The organism is Hyunsoonleella flava (genome assembly GCF_004310325.1).
In the GTDB taxonomy this organism is placed as follows: Bacteria; Bacteroidota; Bacteroidia; order Flavobacteriales; family Flavobacteriaceae; genus Jejuia; species Jejuia flava.
Window position 1 is genome coordinate 71,575 of the sequence record NZ_SIRT01000010.1, and the last position, 18,077, is coordinate 89,651.

An 18,077-nucleotide genomic window follows, 5' to 3' on the forward strand; every position below is an offset into this window, starting at 1 on the left:
ATAGCATAAATATGCCAATTCCATTAGTTAATTCCATTGCATCCTGGTTCCTCAAAAAGCGATTTCATCAAATTGAATTGTTTTTAAAATACCCTAATGAAGTACAAAACGAGTTGCTACTAAATCTTTTGGATTTTGCAAAAAATACTGAAATTGGAAGAAGGCATGATTTTGCATCGATAAAAGACTATGAAACTTTTGCTAGTCGCGTTCCTATTAAAAACTACGATGGCTGGCAAGATGTAATTGAGCGCTCCAGAAGAGGTGAGAACAATATTTTTTGGCCCACACCCATTAGATGGTTTGCTAAATCTAGTGGTACTACCCGAGCAAAAAGTAAATTTATTCCTGTTAGCGAAGAGTCCTTAGAAGATTGTCATTATGCAGCAAGCAAGGATTTGTTGTGTATGTATTTAAATAATAACGAAGATTCACAATTATTCACTGGTAAAAGTTTGCGTTTAGGAGGCAGCAAAGAATTGTATAAAGAGAACGGAACTATCTTTGGAGACCTATCGGCTATTTTAATTGACAACATGCCATTTTGGGCAGAGTTTAGTAGCACTCCAAGTAATAAGGTGTCTTTGATGAGCGACTGGGAACATAAAATGCAGGCTATTGTAGATGAAACCATCAATGAAAATGTAACGAGTCTTGCGGGCGTTCCATCCTGGATGTTAGTACTTTTAAACAATGTTTTAGAAACGACTGGAAAGGAAAGTCTTTTAGAAGTATGGCCAAATCTTGAAGTCTATTTCCATGGTGGTGTAAGCTTTGTGCCCTACAAAGATCAATACAAAAAAATATTACCAGGAAAGCAATTTAAGTATTACGAAATTTATAATGCTTCGGAAGGTTTTTTTGCGATTCAAGATCAAAATGATTCAGATGAATTGTTGCTCATGCTGGATTATGGGATTTTTTATGAATTTATCCCTATTGATATTTATGCCACTTCAGAAGAAAAAGCAATTCCTTTAAGTGAAGTCGAACTGAAAAAAAACTATGCAGTTATAATTACAACCAATGCTGGATTGTGGCGCTATAAAATTGGTGACACAGTACGATTTACTTCCTTAGATCCTTATCGTATAAAAATTACTGGCAGAACCAAACACCATATTAATGTTTTTGGGGAGGAATTAATTATCGAAAATGCTGAGGCTGCATTAAAAAAAGTATGCAAACGCACAAAGGCAGAAATTGTGGACTTTACTGCTGCGCCTATTTTTATGGAAGGCAAAGAAAAAGGGGCGCACGAATGGCTTATTGAATTTAAAACGCCACCCAAGGACATGGGATATTTCAATGAATTGTTTGATAACGCATTAAAATCATTAAACTCCGATTATGAAGCAAAGCGCTACAACAACATCACCTTAAATAAACCCACCATTAATGTTGCAAGACCACAACTATTTCATGATTGGTTAAAGCAGAATAATAAGTTGGGTGGACAACATAAAGTACCTAGACTTTCCAATACCAGAGATTACCTTGATGAGCTACTAAAATTAAATTCTTAAACAAATTTGTTTTCAGAATAAACCGTAGATCAATGGCTCAAAGTTTAATGTATGCAATTTGTCCGAATAAATTTTGATATGTTAGATACTGACGTGAATTCAAAATATTCAGAATCAGGTTATGGCTTTTTAATAAATATACCTGTCATGGTTTCATAAAAAAATCCGATGAATAGATAAACTGCAAATCGTTTTGTGGTTTTAACGAGTTATTCGTCGTATCGTCTAAAAGTGATATTACGAGTTTGCTGAATACTTGAAGTAGACATATTTTTGATTTCGAAATCAAGAAACAATCAAAGTATTACATATTAATTAAATATCCATTTGAAAATATACCACGCTTTTACAGCGTGGTTTTTTTATACTTAAAATCTATTATCTTTATTAAAAAAATTAAGCATGTCTTTTTTTAAAACTTCACCAGTAATACTAGTGCTTCTGTTTTTTGGGAATTTTCAAAGTGAAGCCCAAGACGTCCAAAACGACTTTTGGAAGAATGTTAGATATGGCGGAGGCCTGGGCTTAAACTTCGGAAATGGATTTTTTACCGCTACCATTGCGCCAAGTGCTATTTATGAATTCAACGGTCAGGTTGCATTGGGCTTGGGGTTGAACGCTACATTCAACAATCAAAAAGACGTTTATAAAACCACCGTTCTAGGAGGTAGCCTAATCGGGCTTTATAATGTAATTCCAGAGATTCAACTTTCAGGAGAATTTGAACAACTCAATGTGAGCCGTAGATATGATATTAAGGTCAATGCTGATGATGACAACTACTGGTCGCCTGCACTATTCTTGGGTGCTGGTTTCCGAAATGGGAACATGATTTTTGGAATTCGATACAATGTTCTGCACGATAGTGAAAAAAGCATTTACATTGATCCCTGGGTACCGTTTGTTCGGTTTTTCTTTTAGTCTACAACGGCAAAAAAGAATTGCCCTTTTCAATATCTAAAGCTAACTCGTTAATCGTTTTCTCTTGTAAACTTTTCAGTATGGTTTGTCTTGAGGAACTTAAAATATTATGCAACGGGCACGGTTTTTCTTCATTGCACTTTTCTAAGCTTAGCATACAAGACGTTAACCGTTTTTCTCCATCAATAATTTTCAGAATATTAATTACAGGTTGCTCTTTATTACTATCGCTTAAGTAAAACCCTCCTTTAGGACCGCGGGTAGACGAAATAATATTTTCCTTAGAAAGTTCTTGGAGCAATTTTGCGATATAAGCTAGCGGAACGTTAATTGGAGCCGCAATATCTTTAACTACAATTTTATTTTCTTCGCTCGAATGTAAAGCCAAAAACAAAACTGCCTTTACTGCATATTTGGATGAATTTGAAAGCATCATCAAAAATAAAAATTCCTTGCGACATTAAAAAAGATATTTTTATCTTAAATATGATTTTTATCATGAAATATTATGCTTTAACAACATAGATTTGCTCTATTAAAACCAAACCTAGATGAAAACAATACTAAAAATTTTAAGCTTACTACTAGTAACCATACTTATCTCATGCGGAGGTAAGGAAGAAAAAAAGAAAGAAAAAATTAAGCTACAAACAAAGACTGAAAAAAAAGTTGAAAAAAAGGTCGAAAAGCTACCTGCATCTAAAACGATCGATTTAACGAACAAAGGTGTTGGTCCTATAACATCTTTGAATTTACCAGCAGAAATAGATCAGTCAATGGCCACAAGAGGTGCCGAGGTATATAAAAAGATGTGTACCGCATGTCATCGCACAAATAAAAAATTTATTGGTCCTTCTCCACAAGGTATTTTAGAACGACGTTCCCCTGAATGGGTAATGAATATGATTTTAAATCCAGAGGAAATGGTTAAAAAAGACCCTTTAGCCAAAGCACTTTTAATAGAATTTAATGGCTCACCAATGGCAAATCAAAATTTAACCGAAGAAGAAGCTAGAGCGGTATTAGAGTATTTCAGAACACTAAAATAACTATATATGAAAATCATCAAACACCTATTTTTTGTTTTTGCAGTCGGAGCATTAATTTGCTCTTGTAAAAATGAAAACAAAGCAACCCCTTCGACCTCTACAGATGTTAATTCTGAAACACCTTCTGAAAAAACAGGACAAGCTTTTATTGAAGATAAAGGCGGTACACCAAATGCATTACAATTAGCAATACAGTCTAAAGACCATAGTACACTAGTGGCAGCGGTTCAAGCCGCAGGTGTTGAAAATGCACTAGTAAATGTAGGCCCCTTAAGTGTATTTGCACCTAATAATGATGCCTTTGCTAAAATAGATGAAGCAACGCTTAATGATTTGCTTAAGCCCGAAAACAAAGACAAACTGGCTTTTATTCTAACCCACCATGTAGCACCATCAAATTACCCAATTGATATGTTGAAAAAAAACGCTAAAAAAGGGCGTAAACTTTACATGGCATCAGGTAAATACCTGGAGGTAACTGAAAAAGATGGTGATATTTACATTGACGGTTCCAAAATACTCGGTACCGTAAACGTAAGTAATGGTTGGGTACATGTTATGGAAAATGTAATGCTTCCAAGAGATTAAAAACAACAACTAAAATAAATAAATATGAACAAAATATGTAAATACATACTAGCCATTACAGCTCTAACCATTTTTGTAAGTTGTGGTAATAACAATGGCGGAAACAACTCTGGCGCTTTGGCTTCCAGTAAAGCAGAAAAAGTTTATGTAGCACCAGGCGAACACGATGAGTACTATGCATTCTTTTCAGGAGGTTATAGTGGTAATATAACAGTAGCAGGACTTCCCAGTGGACGTATGCTAAAAGAAATCCCTGTATTCTCTCAATTCCCTACATCCGGTTATGGCTATTCTGAAGAAACTAAACCAATGCTAAACACATCTTTCGGATTTGTGCCTTGGGGAGATGCGCATCACCCAGATATTTCTCAAACTAATGGAGAACTTGACGGACGCTGGATTTTTATTAACGAGAACAACACACCTCGAATAGCTCGCGTTAGTCTAGCTACTTTTGAAACCGAAGAGATAATAGAACTACCTAATAGTGCCGGTAACCATGCATCTTCTTTTGTTACGGAAAACACAGAATATATTGTAGCTGGAACTCGTTTTGCTGTACCAAATCCACAACGTGATATGCCAATTAACGAGATGAAAGGGCAGTTTAAAGGCCCGCTTTCTTTCGTTAGTATAGCAGAGAATGGACGTATGAATCTCGAGTTTCAACTAAATATGCCAGGATTTAACTACGATTTGGCACATCCAGGACGCCATAAATCTCACGGGTGGTTCTTCTTTACGAGTTACAATACGGAGGAAGCCAATACATTAATGGAAGTAAACGCATCTCAAAACGATAAAGATTATATCGCCGCAGTTAACTGGCAGAAAATTGCCGAATATGTTAAAAATGGTGGTGGTAAAAGAGTACCGGGAAAATACGCGCACAACGTTTATGATGAAAAAACACACACTGCAACCTCAACAATGAAAGATGGTGTGATTACTATTGACCCCAAAGATGTAGAAGGTGCTGTATTCTATATTCCTATTCCAAAATCACCACATGGATGTGATGTTGATCCATCAGGCGAGTATATAATTGGTAGTGGTAAATTATCCACCGATTTAAGTGTATATTCATTTGAAAAAATTCAAACTGCAATTAAAAACAAAGACTTTGTTGCAGATGCTTACGGAGTACCTGTTTTGAGTTATGAAAACACTATTGCAGGCGTAGTAGCACAGCCAGGTTTAGGTCCTCTACATACTGAATTTGATGGTAAAGGAAACGCGTATACCACTTTCTTTATTTCTTCTGAAGTAGTAAAATGGAAACTAGGCACTTGGGAGGTTTTAGACAGACAACCTACGTTCTATTCTGTAGGCCACTTAATGATTCCTGGAGGTAACTCGCGTAAACCTTTTGGTAAATACATGGTTGCGATGAATAAAATTACAAAAGATCGTTACTTACCTACTGGTCCAGAGTTAGAACACTCTGCACAGCTTTATGATATTTCTGGCGACAAAATGGAATTGCTATCTGATTTTCCAACTCATGGAGAACCTCATTATGCTGCTGGGATAAGAGCAGATATTATAAAAGATAAGAGCAAGAAGTACTACGAACTCTCTGAAAATGAACACCCTTACGCCGCAAAAAGCGAAGGTGAAGCTAAAGTAACTCGCAACGGTAATGAAGTTCATGTTAACATGACGATGATTCGCAGTCACTTTGCACCCGACAATATTGAAGGCGTAAAAGTGGGAGACAAAGTATATTTGCACCTAACCAACTTAGAGCAAGATTTTGATGTACCACACGGATTCTCAATCATAGGTGCAAATACCTCAGAGATTTTAGTAATGCCAGGGCAAACCAAAACTATTATTTGGGAACCAAAACGCGAAGGTGTTTGGCCATTTTATTGTACTGACTTTTGTTCTGCGCTTCACCAAGAAATGCAAGGATATGTAAGAGTGTCTGGTAAAAATTCTAGTGTACCTATTTCGTATACATTGGATGGTGAATAATTAGAGTTGAATTGTTTTTTAGTGTTACAATACATTTAACTCACCAGGGCGAGTAGTAACTGCTCGCCCTTTTTCTAAAAAAATGTTTTAAAATTCGTTTTTAAATTTTAAGCAGATGAAATCAGCAAGCACCTTTATGATTATTGGTTCAGCATTACTACTTGGGCTATTTATCTTTCCTCTTTGGAGCATTTCACTTGAAGCACCTCAATATCCAAATGGTATTGGTATGAATATTCATTTAGATGGCTTAGAGGGAAAAGAGAAACACGATTTACAAAATATTGATGGCCTTAATCATTATATTGGCATGAGTAAACTACCAAAACCAGACGAGATGTGGGAGTTTAGCGTATTCCCAAAAGTAGTTGGTAGTATGGCAGCTCTAGGAATTATTATTGGATTATTAGGGTTTTTTAAAGGTATTTCTCCTAAATGGTTCTTAGGGTGGTTAGTAATAATGATTGTTTTAGGTGTTTTGGGCATGTACGATTTTAACAACTGGATGATAGAATACGGTACCAATCTAGATCCAAAAGCCATTATGAAAATGACTGATGCTAACGGAAATCCATTAAGCTACAAACCGCCTTTATTTGGAACAAAAAATATCCTAAATTTTGTGGCACACTCTTATCCTCATACTGGTGCCTATATGATGGGATTTGGTATGTTTTTAACATTTTTGGGGTTTTGGATAGGTAATAAAAAAACTAAAACTGTGGTAACATGAAACGTTTTGCCCTCCTATTATTAATGTACACTTGTATTGGTTGCAGCAAAACAGCGGAACCTATAAACTACGGAACAGACATGTGCCATTATTGTAAAATGACCATTGTTACAAAAACTCATGCAGCACAAATAGTAACTGGTAAGGGCAAGCAATATAAATTTGATGCTATTGAATGTATGATTCGCTTTCTTGAACCAAAAAAAGACTTAATTCCAGAAAGCCAGGTATTAATAGTGAACTACAATACTCCTGGTATTATGATAGATGCAAAAACTGCGAGCTATGTTATAAGCGAAGAAATTTTAAGTCCAATGGGCGCTAACCTTACAGGCTTTAAATCCACTGAAACTGCAAAACAAACCATCAATAGCACATCGGCCAAATATTACGACTGGAATGGTATTTTCAACAAACTCAATTAAAATGAAAATCCATTTTAGCATTTTATTTTTTTTAATCTCAACCTGCTTTATTCAAGCTAATACTATTACCGTTTGTAAAAAGGGTTGCATGTTTTCGAGTATAAAAGCGGCTGTTGATAATGCTATAAGTGGTGATACTATTTTTATCAAAACTGGAGTCTATAATGAATCTAATATTGTTATCTACAAAAAATCGTTGCACATCTTAGGTGAAGAAGGTACCATTGTAGACACACAAGAAAACGGTTATGGTTTCTCGGTTGAAGCTACCGATATCAGCATCAAAAATCTTACTTTTAAAAATATTAAAGTTAGCTATACCAAAGAGTATGCTGCTATTTTGTTATTCAAATCTTACGATTTTATTATTGAAAATATAACGGTTGAAAATGCTTTTTTTGGCTTTTTAATTCAAAAATCTAAAGACGGTTTCATTCGTAACAACATTATATCTGGCGAAGGAAAAGCAGAGGCAGATTCTGGAAATGCTATACACCTTTGGCATTGTGAGAATATAAAAATCATAAATAATGATGTACGCCGTATGCGAGATGGTATTTATCTTGAGTTTGGCAACAACTCATACATTGCAAATAATTACTCTACCAAAAACATGCGCTATGGCTTGCATTTTATGTTTTCTAACAACAATACTTACGAGAACAACATTTTTGAAGCCAATGGAGCTGGTGTAGCCGTTATGTTTTCAAAAAAAATTAAAATGTATAGTAACATTTTCAAGAAAAACTGGGGAACAGCTTCTTACGGGATACTTTTAAAAGAAATTAATGATGCAGAATTAAAGCACAATATATTTGAGGAGAACACCGTAGGTATAAATGCCGACGGCACCAATAGAATAAATTACAGTGAAAACACATTTAAAAATAATGGATATGCCATAAAAGTTCATGGCGCTTGCTATGACAATAGGTATACTAAAAACAATTTTTTATATAATTCTTTTGATCTGTCGTATTCTGGAAACCTCAATAATAATTCCTTCAAACATAATTTTTGGAGCAACTACACCGGATACGATTTAGATAAAAATGGTATAGGTGATATTCCATATAGGCCCGTAAAACTATTTTCATATTTGGTAAATAGAACACCTGAAAGTATTGTACTTCTTAGGAGCCTTTTTACAGATATTATTGATTTTTCTGAAAAAGTATCACCAGTATTTACGCCAGAAAACCTGATTGATAGTGAACCGCTAATGACACAAATAACATGGTAGAAATTACAGATTTACATAAAACCTTTGGGAAAAACAACGTGTTAAACGGTGTAAATCTTAACATCAATGAAGGTGGTGTTTTTGCTATACTTGGACCTAATGGCTCCGGAAAAACTACAATTATCAAATCTATTTTAGGCATGGTAATTCCAGATAACGGACTCATTAAAGTATGTGATGTTTCAATAAAAAATAACTCTATTTACAGACATAAAATTGATTATCTACCTCAAATTGCAAATTTCCCAAGCAATCTAAAAGTTAATGAATTAATCAAGATGATTAAAGATTTAAGAGGTGACACACATCATGACAAAACACTAATAAAAACATTTAAACTAGAACCTTTTTTAGATAAAAAACTTGGCACACTATCTGGGGGCACCAAACAAAAGGTAAATATTGTACTTACATTTATGTTTAACAGCCCCATACTTATTTTGGACGAGCCAACCACAGGGCTAGATCCTATTTCGCTAATACACTTAAAAGAGTTACTGAAGGCTGAAAAGTCGAAAGGTAAAACAATTTTGATAACCTCACACATCATGAGTTTTGTGGAAGAGGTTGCAGACGAAATCGTTTTTATTCTTGAAGGTAAAATATATTTTAAAGGCAGTATCGCCAAACTAAAGACTAAAACAAAACAAAAGGATTTTGAACATGCTATTGCAAACATTTTAACTAAAGAAGATGCTTAAAATTTTAAAATATAGTTTTTATGATTTAATGCGAAGTAGCTGGAGTTATGTATATTTTGCCTTTTACTTGGTATTAGGGATTGTACTGCTTTTTTTAAACAATAATTTATCAAAAGCCGTTATTACCTTAATGAATGTTATTATTGTGCTTGTGCCATTAATAGCAACTATTTTTGGCGTTATGTACTACTATAGTTCTAAAGAGTTTACAGAGTTGCTTTTAGCACAGCCCTTAAATAGGTCTTCCATCTTTTTAGGGCAATATTTTGGCGTTGCTATTTCGCTTTCAATGAGTTTAATTTTAGGCTTAGGTATTCCATTTATCGCTTACGGTTTGCTTAAATCAGGAGCCATTTGGGATTTTTCGCTACTGCTCATAACAGGTGTATTTTTAACATTTATATTTAGTGCGTTGGCTTTTAACATTGCACTCTCTAATGAAAATAAAATTAAAGGTTTTGGTTACGCCATATTGATGTGGCTATTCTTAGCTATAATATACGACGGCCTTTTTTTAATGTCGCTAATAATTTTTGAAGCATATCCGCTAGATAAAGTCTCCTTGTTAGGCACTATATTAAATCCTATAGATTTGTCCAGAACACTTATTCTTTTAAAACTGGATATTTCGGCTTTGCTAGGTTATACAGGTGCCGTATTTAAACAATTTTTTGGCACAAGCTTGGGCCTTATTATTTCATTTGTAATGTTGATGATTTGGGTAATTTTACCTGTATTAAGAATTAATTTTAAGTCAAGAAAAAAGGACTTTTAACTTGAAAATAATTACCTAGCGAGGGTGCTAAAATATATGACAGCAATCATTTTTTTCTACAAAACATTAGTTTAAATTTGCGTGATGATAAAAGTGTTTTTACATAAAACCACAGCCTATTTTTTAATACTATCACTATTAACCAATAGTATCAACACACTTGCCATTATTGGTGATTTTGTTATTAATCAAGATTTTATCGCTAAAACCCTTTGTATACAAAAAGAAGACCAACAGGGTTGTAATGGTAAATGCCATTTAAAAAAGCAACTTGCCGAAAACACAACCGACACTAATGGTGAGCTCCCACTTCCAGAAAATAAAAGAACTGGGCTAGATGTTTTTTGCTTATTCTCGTTCAAAATCTCGCAGCCTACTTTAAAATCATATTTTTCACCCCAAGTTAACACTATATACAAACTCTCAAGTTTCAAAACAACTTCTTTCGAAGTAGAGACGCCTCCTCCTATTTTTATTTAATTCATTTTATTCTAAAAAAACCCTTGTATTTCTATACAACTTACTCCAATTTACGTGTAAGGCTGGGTAATTACAATCTATTCTAAATAAAAAAAATGAAACTAAAACATATATTACCAATACTATTTATATCATTAATAGCCACAGGATGCTCTACTGATGATAACGATATACCTACATTAAATGAGGTTGAAGGCCTTCTTAAAATTCAAGAAATAGTTAATAATAACCATACCATAGAATTATACAGCAAAACAGGTGAGTTTTCTACAGGCTATAACAATGTAACTATTAGGATTAAGGATAATGAAAATAACTCATATTTTGAAAACGCTACAATATCATGGGTGCCAGTAATGCAAATGCCTACAATGCAACATTCATGTCCAAAAACTGCAATTACTAAAGTATCGGGCAAAAAAACGATGTTTAACGGATCGCTTATTTATCAAATGACAAATACTGATGGTTCTGGCTGGTCATTAACCTTTAATTACACGATAAATAATGTAGACTATTCTGTTACAGATACAATTTCTGTATATCAAGCAGAAAAGCAAAATGTAACTACCATTATGGGCGCCGACGATACACGTTATATTTTGGCCTTAATAGAACCCAATGACCCAATAATTGGCATTAACGATCTTATGATTGGACTTTATAAAATGGAAAACATGATGTCTTTTCCAGTAGTTAAGGATTATACTATCATGCTAGATCCTAGAATGCCAGGGATGGGAAATCATAGCTCTCCAAACAATACCGATTTAAGTTTTAAAAATACCGACAGCATGTATCATGGCAATTTATCATTAACAATGACGGGGTATTGGGTACTTAACTTAAAACTAGTGGATGACAATAACACCCTTTTAAAAGGTGAAGATGTAACTGAACAAAACGAAAAAAGCTCTTTATATCTAGAGATAGAGTTTTAGTTAGGACAAACAAGCTGATGAAATGAGATTAACCTTAACGTAAGTTAGTCTCATTTCAGAGCTTCAGTAAAATGCATTAGCCATGAAAAAAGGTATTATAATTAATATTGGATTGTTTTGTAGTTGCTTTTGTTTTGGTCAAGAAAGCGCTCCAAAGCCAGAAAAAGACACAACGCAGCTCAAAGAGGTTATTGTTGTAGCACAGCGAAAACTTAGCAACTATCGTCAAGAAAAAACGCTTTCAAGTATTGACACCTATCTAGAAAAAGCAAATAGGGTTACTATGATAAAACGTGGTAATTATGCTTGGGAACCATCAATCAACAACATGGTTAGCGACAGATTAAATGTAACCATAGACGGTATGCAGATATTTGGCGCCTGCACTGATAAAATGGATCCCATCACATCCTATGTTGATGTATCAAATTTAGAGAAAGTTATAATTGCTTCTGGACAGGAAGGAACAGAAAACGGACACTGCGTAGGTGGAGGTATCAATTTAAAAGTAAATCCATCAAAATTTAAGAACTCTGGATTAAATTCTAGTGTCGATTTAGGTTACGAAACCAATGGAAACTATAAAATTGCTGGATTAGATTTAGAATACTCTGGTGAGACATTTTATGCAAACACCGATTTTATCTTTAGAAAATCAGACAATTATGATGCTGGCGGCAATAATGAAGTTTTGTACTCTCAATTTCAAAAATTTAATATCTCATTTTTGGGAGGCTATAAACTGCAGGATAATCATACCCTAGAAACACATATTATTTATGATAAAGCTACCGATGTTGGCTATCCTGCGCTACCAATGGATGTATCTTTAGCGGAAGCTTTAATTACTTCGGTTAGCCACCATTATCAAAATACCGCCAATACCCTTACTTCCTTAGAGACTAAGCTATACTTTAATACTATAACCCATATAATGGATGACAGTAATAGGCCCGATGTTCCTATAAGAATGGATATGCCTGGGTGGAGCGATACTTATGGTTTTTATTCGAAAGGTAATTTTAGGTTTAAAAAACACAATCTTCTTGTTAATGTTAACGGTTTTTATAATCGTTCTTTGGCAGAAATGACCATGTACCCAAACGATACCAATCAACCTGCCATGTTTATGTACACATGGCCAGATATTAGAACATTATATACTGGTATTTATTTTAAAGACGATATTACACTAAATGACAAAGAGCGGATATCCGGGACTTTTAGAATGGGGTATCACAGTAACACTGTAGCAAAACAAGAAGGTATTGAAAGCCTACAAATATTTCATCCAGATACTCAAAAAACTAGAGACCGTTTTTTAACAAGTATGTCTGGACAGTATAGTAAAAATAACACCATTATTGGTATAGGTTATGGCGAAAGAGCACCTTCTGTGAGTGAGGGTTATGGCTTCTTTTTATTTAATAGTTTTGATAACTATGATTATATAGGTAACCCAAATCTTAAAAATGAAAAGGCTATCGAGTTTAACGCAAGTACCAAGTTCAAATTTAAAACCTTAAACTTCGAAGTTGCTTCTTCGTTTTTCTACCTTTCAAATTATATCATTGGGGAAATTGACCCCTTAGCAAATTCTATGACCATTGGTGCCAATGGAGTAAGACTTTACCAAGCACTGGATCATGCAGTTATATTTGATGTTTTTCTAAATTCAAATTATAAATTCTCTGAAAAATTATCCCTGAATAGTTGTATCGGTTATAATTATGGCAGGGGCAGTAATGACAAAAATTTACCACTAATAAGCCCATTTTCATACCTAGCCGAAATAAACTATAGCATACCAAAGTTTAATGCATCATTACAGTTGGAAGGCAATGGTAACCAAAGCAATTACAGTAGTTTTTATGGTGAAAACGAAACACCAGCATATGGGGTGCTACATCTTAATTTTGGAAATATATTCTATTTGCAATCAAATAAGTTAATCTTAAAATACGGTGTAGAAAACCTTTTGGATACAAATTATTCCACTTATGCCGATTGGAATAATATAGCAAGACAGGGGCGTAACTTATATTTGAATGCTTCTTTTCTTTTTTGAGAATACTTATGCTTAAACCACACCTTCTGCCATTCGCGTTTTAAAATTAAAAACGATACATCTTCAGAAAGTTTTAAAACATCATCGCCATCCATATCTTTTACTTGTTTTTCTGGAACATCAATAATATAAAGCAAGTTTAAATATTCTGAGAACTTTTCTTGAATTAATTGATACACCGTTTCATGTAAAATTAACTTCAAACTTGAAGGCAAAATATCAACATGAAAATCTAAATCAATATTAGCGAGTAAAAAATCCTTGTTGAGTTGCTGTATTAACTTTTTGTAGAGATTGGCATTATTAACCTCATCTATTAAACCTTCAAAATCAATTGGTAATTGCATTATACGGTTCTGTTCATCAGGTTAGTTCCAAAAGCTTTTAATACTGCTTTTTTATCTTCTGAAATATCTAAATATTGCAAGACAGTAAACGCTTTATTGGTATAACCTTCAATGGCCTTTTTTGTAGCTTCAGCAGCACCAGAATCTAAGAATAAGGTTTTAGCATCTTGCACTTTTACTGTAGCATCTTCTGGAGTTGATGAAAATAATTCTAATAGCTGAGCAGCAGTTTCGTTTGAAGAAAACTCTAAAGCCTTTAAGTATAAATAGGTTTTCTTATTTTCAATGATATCTCCGCCAACTTGTTTTCCAAATGTTTTTGGGTCGCCAAATGCATCTAAATAATCATCTTGCAATTGAAACGCAATACCCAAGTTTTTACCAAACTCATATATATTATGTTGATCGTCTTTTGAAGCCCCAGCCACAATAGCTCCCATTTTCATTGCAGCACCCACCAAAACCGCAGTTTTATATTCAATCATTTTTAAATATTCGGGAATAGTAACGTCGTTTCTTGTTTCAAAATCAACATCATATTGCTGTCCTTCACAAACCTCTAATGCCGTTTTACTGAACAATTTAGCTAAAGCTCTAAACGTTTCTGGCTCATAATTTTCAAATAGCTGATAAGCCATAATCAACATAGCATCGCCCGAAAGAATACCTGTATTTACATCCCATTTTTCATGTACGGTTTGTTGCCCTCTGCGTAAAGGCGCATCATCCATTATATCATCATGAACTAATGAAAAATTATGAAATACTTCAATACTTAAAGCAGCATTCATAGCATCTCTATAGTTGCCTTTAAAAATATCCGTAGCCATTAAAGTAAGTACTGGCCTTAGGCGTTTACCGCCCAAACTTAAAATATATTCAACAGGCTCGTATAAATTCTTAGGTTCTTTAAGCGTGTTGTACGCTTCTAAATAAACAGTAAACTCTTGTTGGTATTTTTCTATGGAAAGCATTGTGCAAAAATAATGTAATTGGAACTATTTGAAAGATGCAATTAAAAAATATTGAAAAAAATGTCCAACCTTTTAACAAGTAAAACGTCTTATGTGTAGTATTGTTATGTTAAAAAAACATTAAAACTTTGGAAACTATTATTGTTTCTTAAGTTTCCTTAGGTATATTTGCTGTCGATTATGAAGGACAAAATTTTACAAGGAGCAACTAATTTATTTCTAAGCTACGGATTTAAAAGCGTTACTATGGACGACATTGCCAATAAATTAGGCATGTCTAAAAAAACCATTTATCAGCATTTTGATAATAAAACAAAACTGGTTGAAGCTACAACCATGCATCTTTTTGAATTCATATCAGTAGGCATCAACCATATCTGTTCTTTAGAAAAAAACCCTGTTGAGGAAATTTATAGCATCAAACAATTTGTGATGGAGCATTTAAAAAATGAAAAATCTTCACCGCAATATCAATTACAAAAATATTATCCTACAATTTTTAAAAACTTGAAGGAGAGACAATTTTGCGTGATGCAAGATTGTGTGATAGAAAATTTAAATAAAGGAGTAGCAATCGGGTTATACAGAAAAGATATAGATGTAGATTTTATCTCCAGAATTTATTTTAACGCAATGATGGTGCTAAAGGATGACGATCTATTTCCAAAAGATAAATTTTCAATGCCTTCGTTAATGAATAACTATTTGGAATACCACCTACGAGGCATTTGTACTCCAAAAGGACTAGAAATATTAAATAATTATATCAATTCTAATCAATCAAAAGCATGAAACAAAAACTAATTTTATATTTCTGTTTGCTTTTTTCTGTTACATTATTTTCGCAAGAAGAGAACCTAAGCTTCTCTCTACAAGAAGCTATAGATTTTGCTTTAGAAAACAATAGAACCGCCAAAAATGCGCAGCGCGACATTGAAGCAGCCAAGAAACAAAAGTGGGAAACTATTGCTACGGGGCTCCCCCAAATAAACGGCAGCATAGATTACCAAAACTTTTTAAAACAACAGGTTACGGTAATACCAAGTGATTTTAGCGACCCTAATTCAGAATTGGTTCCAGTAATTTTTGGCACTACCCAAAATGTAAATGCTTCTGCCACCTTATCTCAACTTATTTTTGATGGCTCTTACATTGTGGGCTTGCAATCTGCAAAAGTGTTTTTAGAGATTTCTAAAAATGCCAAAGTAAAAACCGATCTGGAAGTAAGAAAAGCGGTTATTAATGCCTATGGCAATGTTTTGCTTGCAGAAGAGAGTGTCAAAATTTTAGAGAAAAACAAAGCTACGCTTCAAAAAAATCTGGACGACATCACGAAGATTTATGAAAACGGGCTTGAAGAAGAAGAAAGTGTAGAACAATTAAAAATCACCCTTTCCGGTATTAACAGCAACCTTAGCAATACTATCAGGTTAAAAAAAGTAGCTTACCAAATGCTCAATATGACCCTGGGTGTAGATGTTAATGCAAATACTAACCTTACGGATAATTTAGAAACACTTACGGTACAGCATATTGATTTAGGTTTGTTAAGCGAAGAATTCTCTGTTGATAATACGATTGATTATCAAATAGCCGAGAATGATAAAGTATCTAAAGAGCTTTTAGTGAAATTAGAACAGAGTAGAGCATTGCCAACCTTAAGTACATTTTTAACAGGTGGCTATATTTCATTCAGTAATGATTTTAATTTTTTAAATAGCGATCAAGAATATTTTGGTTTTGGCCTTTTTGGGGTAAGTATGAAAATTCCAATTTTTGGTTCAGGGCAAAAAAGTGCTAGAACCCAACGCGCCAAGATTAACTTAGAAAAATCTAAGGACGACTTAACCGAAACCGAGCAGCGTATAAAACTACAAATAGAATCGGCAAAAAGCGATTATCAATTTGCTTTGGAAGATTATAATAACAAGAAAGAAAACTTAAATCTTGCAGAGCGTATAGAAACTAAAAATCAAACCAAATTTTTTGAAGGCATTGCTACCAGTTTTGATTTAAGGCAAGCTCAAATTCAACTATACAGTGCACAACAAGAGTTTTTACAGGCTATGCTAGACGTTATTAATAGAAAGGCAGAACTGGAAACCGTTTCAAATAAAATAGACAACTAAAAATCAATCATTATCATGAAATATACATCAATAACCCTTTTAGCCCTTATCGTACTAACCTCATGCGGTGGTGATAAAAATACATCTGTGGAAGATATTATTGCTTCCCAAGATTTGGCTCAAATACGGCAGAAAAAAACAGAGCTAGATGCTCAGGTTCAAGAAATTTCAGCACAGTTAAAACTATTGGAAAAGGAAATAAAAACCTTAGATCCTCAGGAAAAAATTCCTTTAATCACAACATTCAAAGCTGAGGAAAAAGTCTTCAATCACTTTGTGGAACTGCAAGGGAATGTGAGTACCAAACAAAATGTAGTAATTACAGCTGAATATGGCGGGGTGCTAACTAGGGTTTATGTTCGTGAGGGGCAAAATGTGAAAAAGGGACAAACACTAGCAAAAATTGATGATGGCGGTTTAAGTCAGCAACTGGCACAGGTAAAAATTCAGGCAGATTTAGCCAAAACTACTTTTGAACGCCAAAAGCGTTTATGGGATCAAAAGATTGGTAGTGAAATTCAGTTTTTACAAGCGAAATCAAATTATGAGGCACAACAAGAAATGGTAAATCAACTACAACAACAAGTTGGTAAAACTGTAGTACGAGCGCCATTTTCAGGAACTATTGATGATGTAATTACAGAGCAAGGAAATGTAGTTGCGCCAGGACAATCACAGCTATTCAGAATTGTAAATTTAGATGACATGTATATCGAAACTGATGTGCCTGAGCGCTATGTTTCAGCAATCGTTCCTGGAAAAGATGTTGAAGTTGACTTTCCTGTTTTGGGCAAAGAAGTTGATGCAAAGGTGCGTCAAGCAGGAAACTTCATCAATCCAGCTAATAGAACTTTCAAAGTAGAAGTTGCACTTCCCAAAAAAGATGTGTCTATAAAACCCAATCTTACGGCAAAACTAAAGATTAACGATTACACCAATGATAAAGCCATTTTAATTCCTCAAAGCATTATTTCTGAAAATGCCCAAGGCGAACAATATGTTTACACGATTTCAGATAAAGATGGTAAAAAAGCTAAAGCGAAACGCGCCATCATATCCACTGGAAAAACCCAAGGTGATTATATTGAAGTACTTTCTGGTATTGCCAATGGCGATGAAATTATTGAAGAAGGCGCACGAAGTGTAAAAGATGGTCAGGAGGTAAAAATCCTTGAATATGAAAACGGAAACTAATCC

Annotated in this window: 19 protein-coding genes; 16 read left to right on the top strand and 3 right to left on the bottom strand. The window is 34.1% G+C overall.

Features of this window, described 5'->3' with window-relative positions:
* Positions 1-11: 11 nt before the first annotated feature.
* Positions 12-1,526 (top strand): GH3 auxin-responsive promoter family protein, encoded by a 1,515-nt coding sequence (locus tag EYD45_RS11865; protein WP_130964775.1) that lies wholly within the window; start codon positions 12-14, stop codon positions 1,524-1,526.
* A 402-nt stretch (positions 1,527-1,928) separates the two neighbouring features.
* Positions 1,929-2,447 carry an alpha-ketoglutarate decarboxylase gene (locus EYD45_RS11870; RefSeq protein ID WP_130964776.1) on the top strand — a complete coding sequence of 173 codons (519 nt, stop codon included), beginning with the start codon at positions 1,929-1,931 and terminating at the stop codon, positions 2,445-2,447.
* Between the two features lies 1 nt (position 2,448).
* On the opposite strand, the gene EYD45_RS11875 is transcribed toward EYD45_RS11870, so the two are convergent.
* Positions 2,449-2,883 (bottom strand): RrF2 family transcriptional regulator, encoded by a 435-nt coding sequence (locus tag EYD45_RS11875; protein ID WP_233702642.1) that lies wholly within the window; start codon positions 2,881-2,883, stop codon positions 2,449-2,451.
* Positions 2,884-2,998: 115 nt separating this feature from the next.
* On the opposite strand from EYD45_RS11875, the gene EYD45_RS11880 reads away from it, so the two are divergent.
* From EYD45_RS11880 to EYD45_RS11930, 11 genes are all read left to right on the top strand, one after another.
* Positions 2,999-3,496 (top strand): c-type cytochrome, encoded by a 498-nt coding sequence (locus EYD45_RS11880; RefSeq protein WP_130964777.1) that lies wholly within the window; start codon positions 2,999-3,001, stop codon positions 3,494-3,496.
* A gap of 6 nt (positions 3,497-3,502) precedes the next feature.
* Complete coding sequence (locus EYD45_RS11885; RefSeq protein ID WP_130964778.1) at positions 3,503-4,084, top strand: fasciclin domain-containing protein; 582 nt, start codon at positions 3,503-3,505, stop codon at positions 4,082-4,084.
* Positions 4,085-4,108: 24 nt separating this feature from the next.
* On the top strand, positions 4,109-6,064 hold the full coding sequence (nosZ, locus tag EYD45_RS11890; protein WP_130964779.1) for a Sec-dependent nitrous-oxide reductase: 1,956 nt from the start codon (positions 4,109-4,111) through the stop codon (positions 6,062-6,064).
* Positions 6,065-6,179: 115 nt separating this feature from the next.
* The gene (locus EYD45_RS11895; RefSeq protein ID WP_130964780.1) at positions 6,180-6,797 is read left to right on the top strand and encodes a hypothetical protein; all 618 of its coding nucleotides are present in this window, start codon (positions 6,180-6,182) and stop codon (positions 6,795-6,797) included.
* Complete coding sequence (locus EYD45_RS11900; protein ID WP_130964781.1) at positions 6,794-7,222, top strand: nitrous oxide reductase accessory protein NosL; 429 nt, start codon at positions 6,794-6,796, stop codon at positions 7,220-7,222. The genes EYD45_RS11895 and EYD45_RS11900 overlap by 4 nt, the downstream gene beginning before the upstream one ends.
* 1 nt (position 7,223) lies before the next feature.
* Positions 7,224-8,465, top strand: a complete 1,242-nt coding sequence (locus tag EYD45_RS11905; protein WP_130964782.1) for a nitrous oxide reductase family maturation protein NosD — start codon at positions 7,224-7,226, stop codon at positions 8,463-8,465.
* Positions 8,459-9,166: an ABC transporter ATP-binding protein gene (locus EYD45_RS11910; protein WP_130964783.1), complete on the top strand. Its 708-nt coding sequence runs from the start codon at positions 8,459-8,461 to the stop codon at positions 9,164-9,166. Before EYD45_RS11905 ends, EYD45_RS11910 begins: the two co-directional genes overlap by 7 nt.
* Positions 9,159-9,941, top strand: a complete 783-nt coding sequence (locus EYD45_RS11915; RefSeq protein ID WP_130964784.1) for an ABC transporter permease — start codon at positions 9,159-9,161, stop codon at positions 9,939-9,941. Before EYD45_RS11910 ends, EYD45_RS11915 begins: the two co-directional genes overlap by 8 nt.
* Before the next feature lie 84 nt (positions 9,942-10,025).
* Positions 10,026-10,421, top strand: a complete 396-nt coding sequence (locus EYD45_RS11920; RefSeq protein WP_130964785.1) for a hypothetical protein — start codon at positions 10,026-10,028, stop codon at positions 10,419-10,421.
* A 95-nt stretch (positions 10,422-10,516) separates the two neighbouring features.
* Positions 10,517-11,362 (top strand): hypothetical protein, encoded by an 846-nt coding sequence (locus EYD45_RS11925; protein WP_130964786.1) that lies wholly within the window; start codon positions 10,517-10,519, stop codon positions 11,360-11,362.
* Between the two features lie 82 nt (positions 11,363-11,444).
* On the top strand, positions 11,445-13,430 hold the full coding sequence (locus EYD45_RS11930; RefSeq protein ID WP_130964787.1) for a TonB-dependent receptor plug domain-containing protein: 1,986 nt from the start codon (positions 11,445-11,447) through the stop codon (positions 13,428-13,430).
* On the opposite strand, the gene EYD45_RS11935 is transcribed toward EYD45_RS11930, so the two are convergent.
* Complete coding sequence (locus EYD45_RS11935) at positions 13,361-13,777, bottom strand: hypothetical protein (RefSeq protein ID WP_394343499.1); 417 nt, start codon at positions 13,775-13,777, stop codon at positions 13,361-13,363. The two genes, EYD45_RS11930 and EYD45_RS11935, sit on opposite strands and share 70 nt — an antisense overlap.
* Positions 13,777-14,751, bottom strand: coding sequence for a polyprenyl synthetase family protein (locus EYD45_RS11940; RefSeq protein WP_130964788.1), 975 nt, complete (start codon positions 14,749-14,751; stop codon positions 13,777-13,779). The genes EYD45_RS11935 and EYD45_RS11940 overlap by 1 nt, the downstream gene beginning before the upstream one ends.
* Positions 14,752-14,931: 180 nt before the next feature.
* Between EYD45_RS11940 and EYD45_RS11945 the strand changes: the two genes are divergently transcribed.
* The 3 genes from EYD45_RS11945 to EYD45_RS11955 are packed head-to-tail and all read left to right on the top strand — an operon-like array spanning position 14,932 to position 18,074.
* Positions 14,932-15,543: a TetR/AcrR family transcriptional regulator gene (locus tag EYD45_RS11945; RefSeq protein WP_130964789.1), complete on the top strand. Its 612-nt coding sequence runs from the start codon at positions 14,932-14,934 to the stop codon at positions 15,541-15,543.
* Positions 15,540-16,880 carry a TolC family protein gene (locus tag EYD45_RS11950; protein WP_130964790.1) on the top strand — a complete coding sequence of 447 codons (1,341 nt, stop codon included), beginning with the start codon at positions 15,540-15,542 and terminating at the stop codon, positions 16,878-16,880. Before EYD45_RS11945 ends, EYD45_RS11950 begins: the two co-directional genes overlap by 4 nt.
* A 15-nt stretch (positions 16,881-16,895) precedes the next feature.
* Positions 16,896-18,074, top strand: coding sequence for an efflux RND transporter periplasmic adaptor subunit (locus EYD45_RS11955; RefSeq protein ID WP_130964791.1), 1,179 nt, complete (start codon positions 16,896-16,898; stop codon positions 18,072-18,074).
* Positions 18,075-18,077 lie beyond the last annotated feature (3 nt).

Bases quoted from the DNA above. Each gene is read 5' to 3' on its own strand.
- EYD45_RS11865 (WP_130964775.1), top strand. From the start codon at position 12: ATGCCAATTCCATTAGTTAATTCCATTGCATCCTGGTTCCTCAAAAAG.
- EYD45_RS11870 (WP_130964776.1), top strand. From the start codon at position 1,929: ATGTCTTTTTTTAAAACTTCACCAGTAATACTAGTGCTTCTGTTTTTT.
- EYD45_RS11875 (WP_233702642.1), bottom strand. From the start codon at position 2,883: ATGATGCTTTCAAATTCATCCAAATATGCAGTAAAGGCAGTTTTGTTT.
- EYD45_RS11880 (WP_130964777.1), top strand. From the start codon at position 2,999: ATGAAAACAATACTAAAAATTTTAAGCTTACTACTAGTAACCATACTT.
- EYD45_RS11885 (WP_130964778.1), top strand. From the start codon at position 3,503: ATGAAAATCATCAAACACCTATTTTTTGTTTTTGCAGTCGGAGCATTA.
- nosZ (WP_130964779.1), top strand. From the start codon at position 4,109: ATGAACAAAATATGTAAATACATACTAGCCATTACAGCTCTAACCATT.
- EYD45_RS11895 (WP_130964780.1), top strand. From the start codon at position 6,180: ATGAAATCAGCAAGCACCTTTATGATTATTGGTTCAGCATTACTACTT.
- EYD45_RS11900 (WP_130964781.1), top strand. From the start codon at position 6,794: ATGAAACGTTTTGCCCTCCTATTATTAATGTACACTTGTATTGGTTGC.
- EYD45_RS11905 (WP_130964782.1), top strand. From the start codon at position 7,224: ATGAAAATCCATTTTAGCATTTTATTTTTTTTAATCTCAACCTGCTTT.
- EYD45_RS11910 (WP_130964783.1), top strand. From the start codon at position 8,459: ATGGTAGAAATTACAGATTTACATAAAACCTTTGGGAAAAACAACGTG.
- EYD45_RS11915 (WP_130964784.1), top strand. From the start codon at position 9,159: ATGCTTAAAATTTTAAAATATAGTTTTTATGATTTAATGCGAAGTAGC.
- EYD45_RS11920 (WP_130964785.1), top strand. From the start codon at position 10,026: ATGATAAAAGTGTTTTTACATAAAACCACAGCCTATTTTTTAATACTA.
- EYD45_RS11925 (WP_130964786.1), top strand. From the start codon at position 10,517: ATGAAACTAAAACATATATTACCAATACTATTTATATCATTAATAGCC.
- EYD45_RS11930 (WP_130964787.1), top strand. From the start codon at position 11,445: ATGAAAAAAGGTATTATAATTAATATTGGATTGTTTTGTAGTTGCTTT.
- EYD45_RS11935 (WP_394343499.1), bottom strand. From the start codon at position 13,777: ATGCAATTACCAATTGATTTTGAAGGTTTAATAGATGAGGTTAATAAT.
- EYD45_RS11940 (WP_130964788.1), bottom strand. From the start codon at position 14,751: ATGCTTTCCATAGAAAAATACCAACAAGAGTTTACTGTTTATTTAGAA.
- EYD45_RS11945 (WP_130964789.1), top strand. From the start codon at position 14,932: ATGAAGGACAAAATTTTACAAGGAGCAACTAATTTATTTCTAAGCTAC.
- EYD45_RS11950 (WP_130964790.1), top strand. From the start codon at position 15,540: ATGAAACAAAAACTAATTTTATATTTCTGTTTGCTTTTTTCTGTTACA.
- EYD45_RS11955 (WP_130964791.1), top strand. From the start codon at position 16,896: ATGAAATATACATCAATAACCCTTTTAGCCCTTATCGTACTAACCTCA.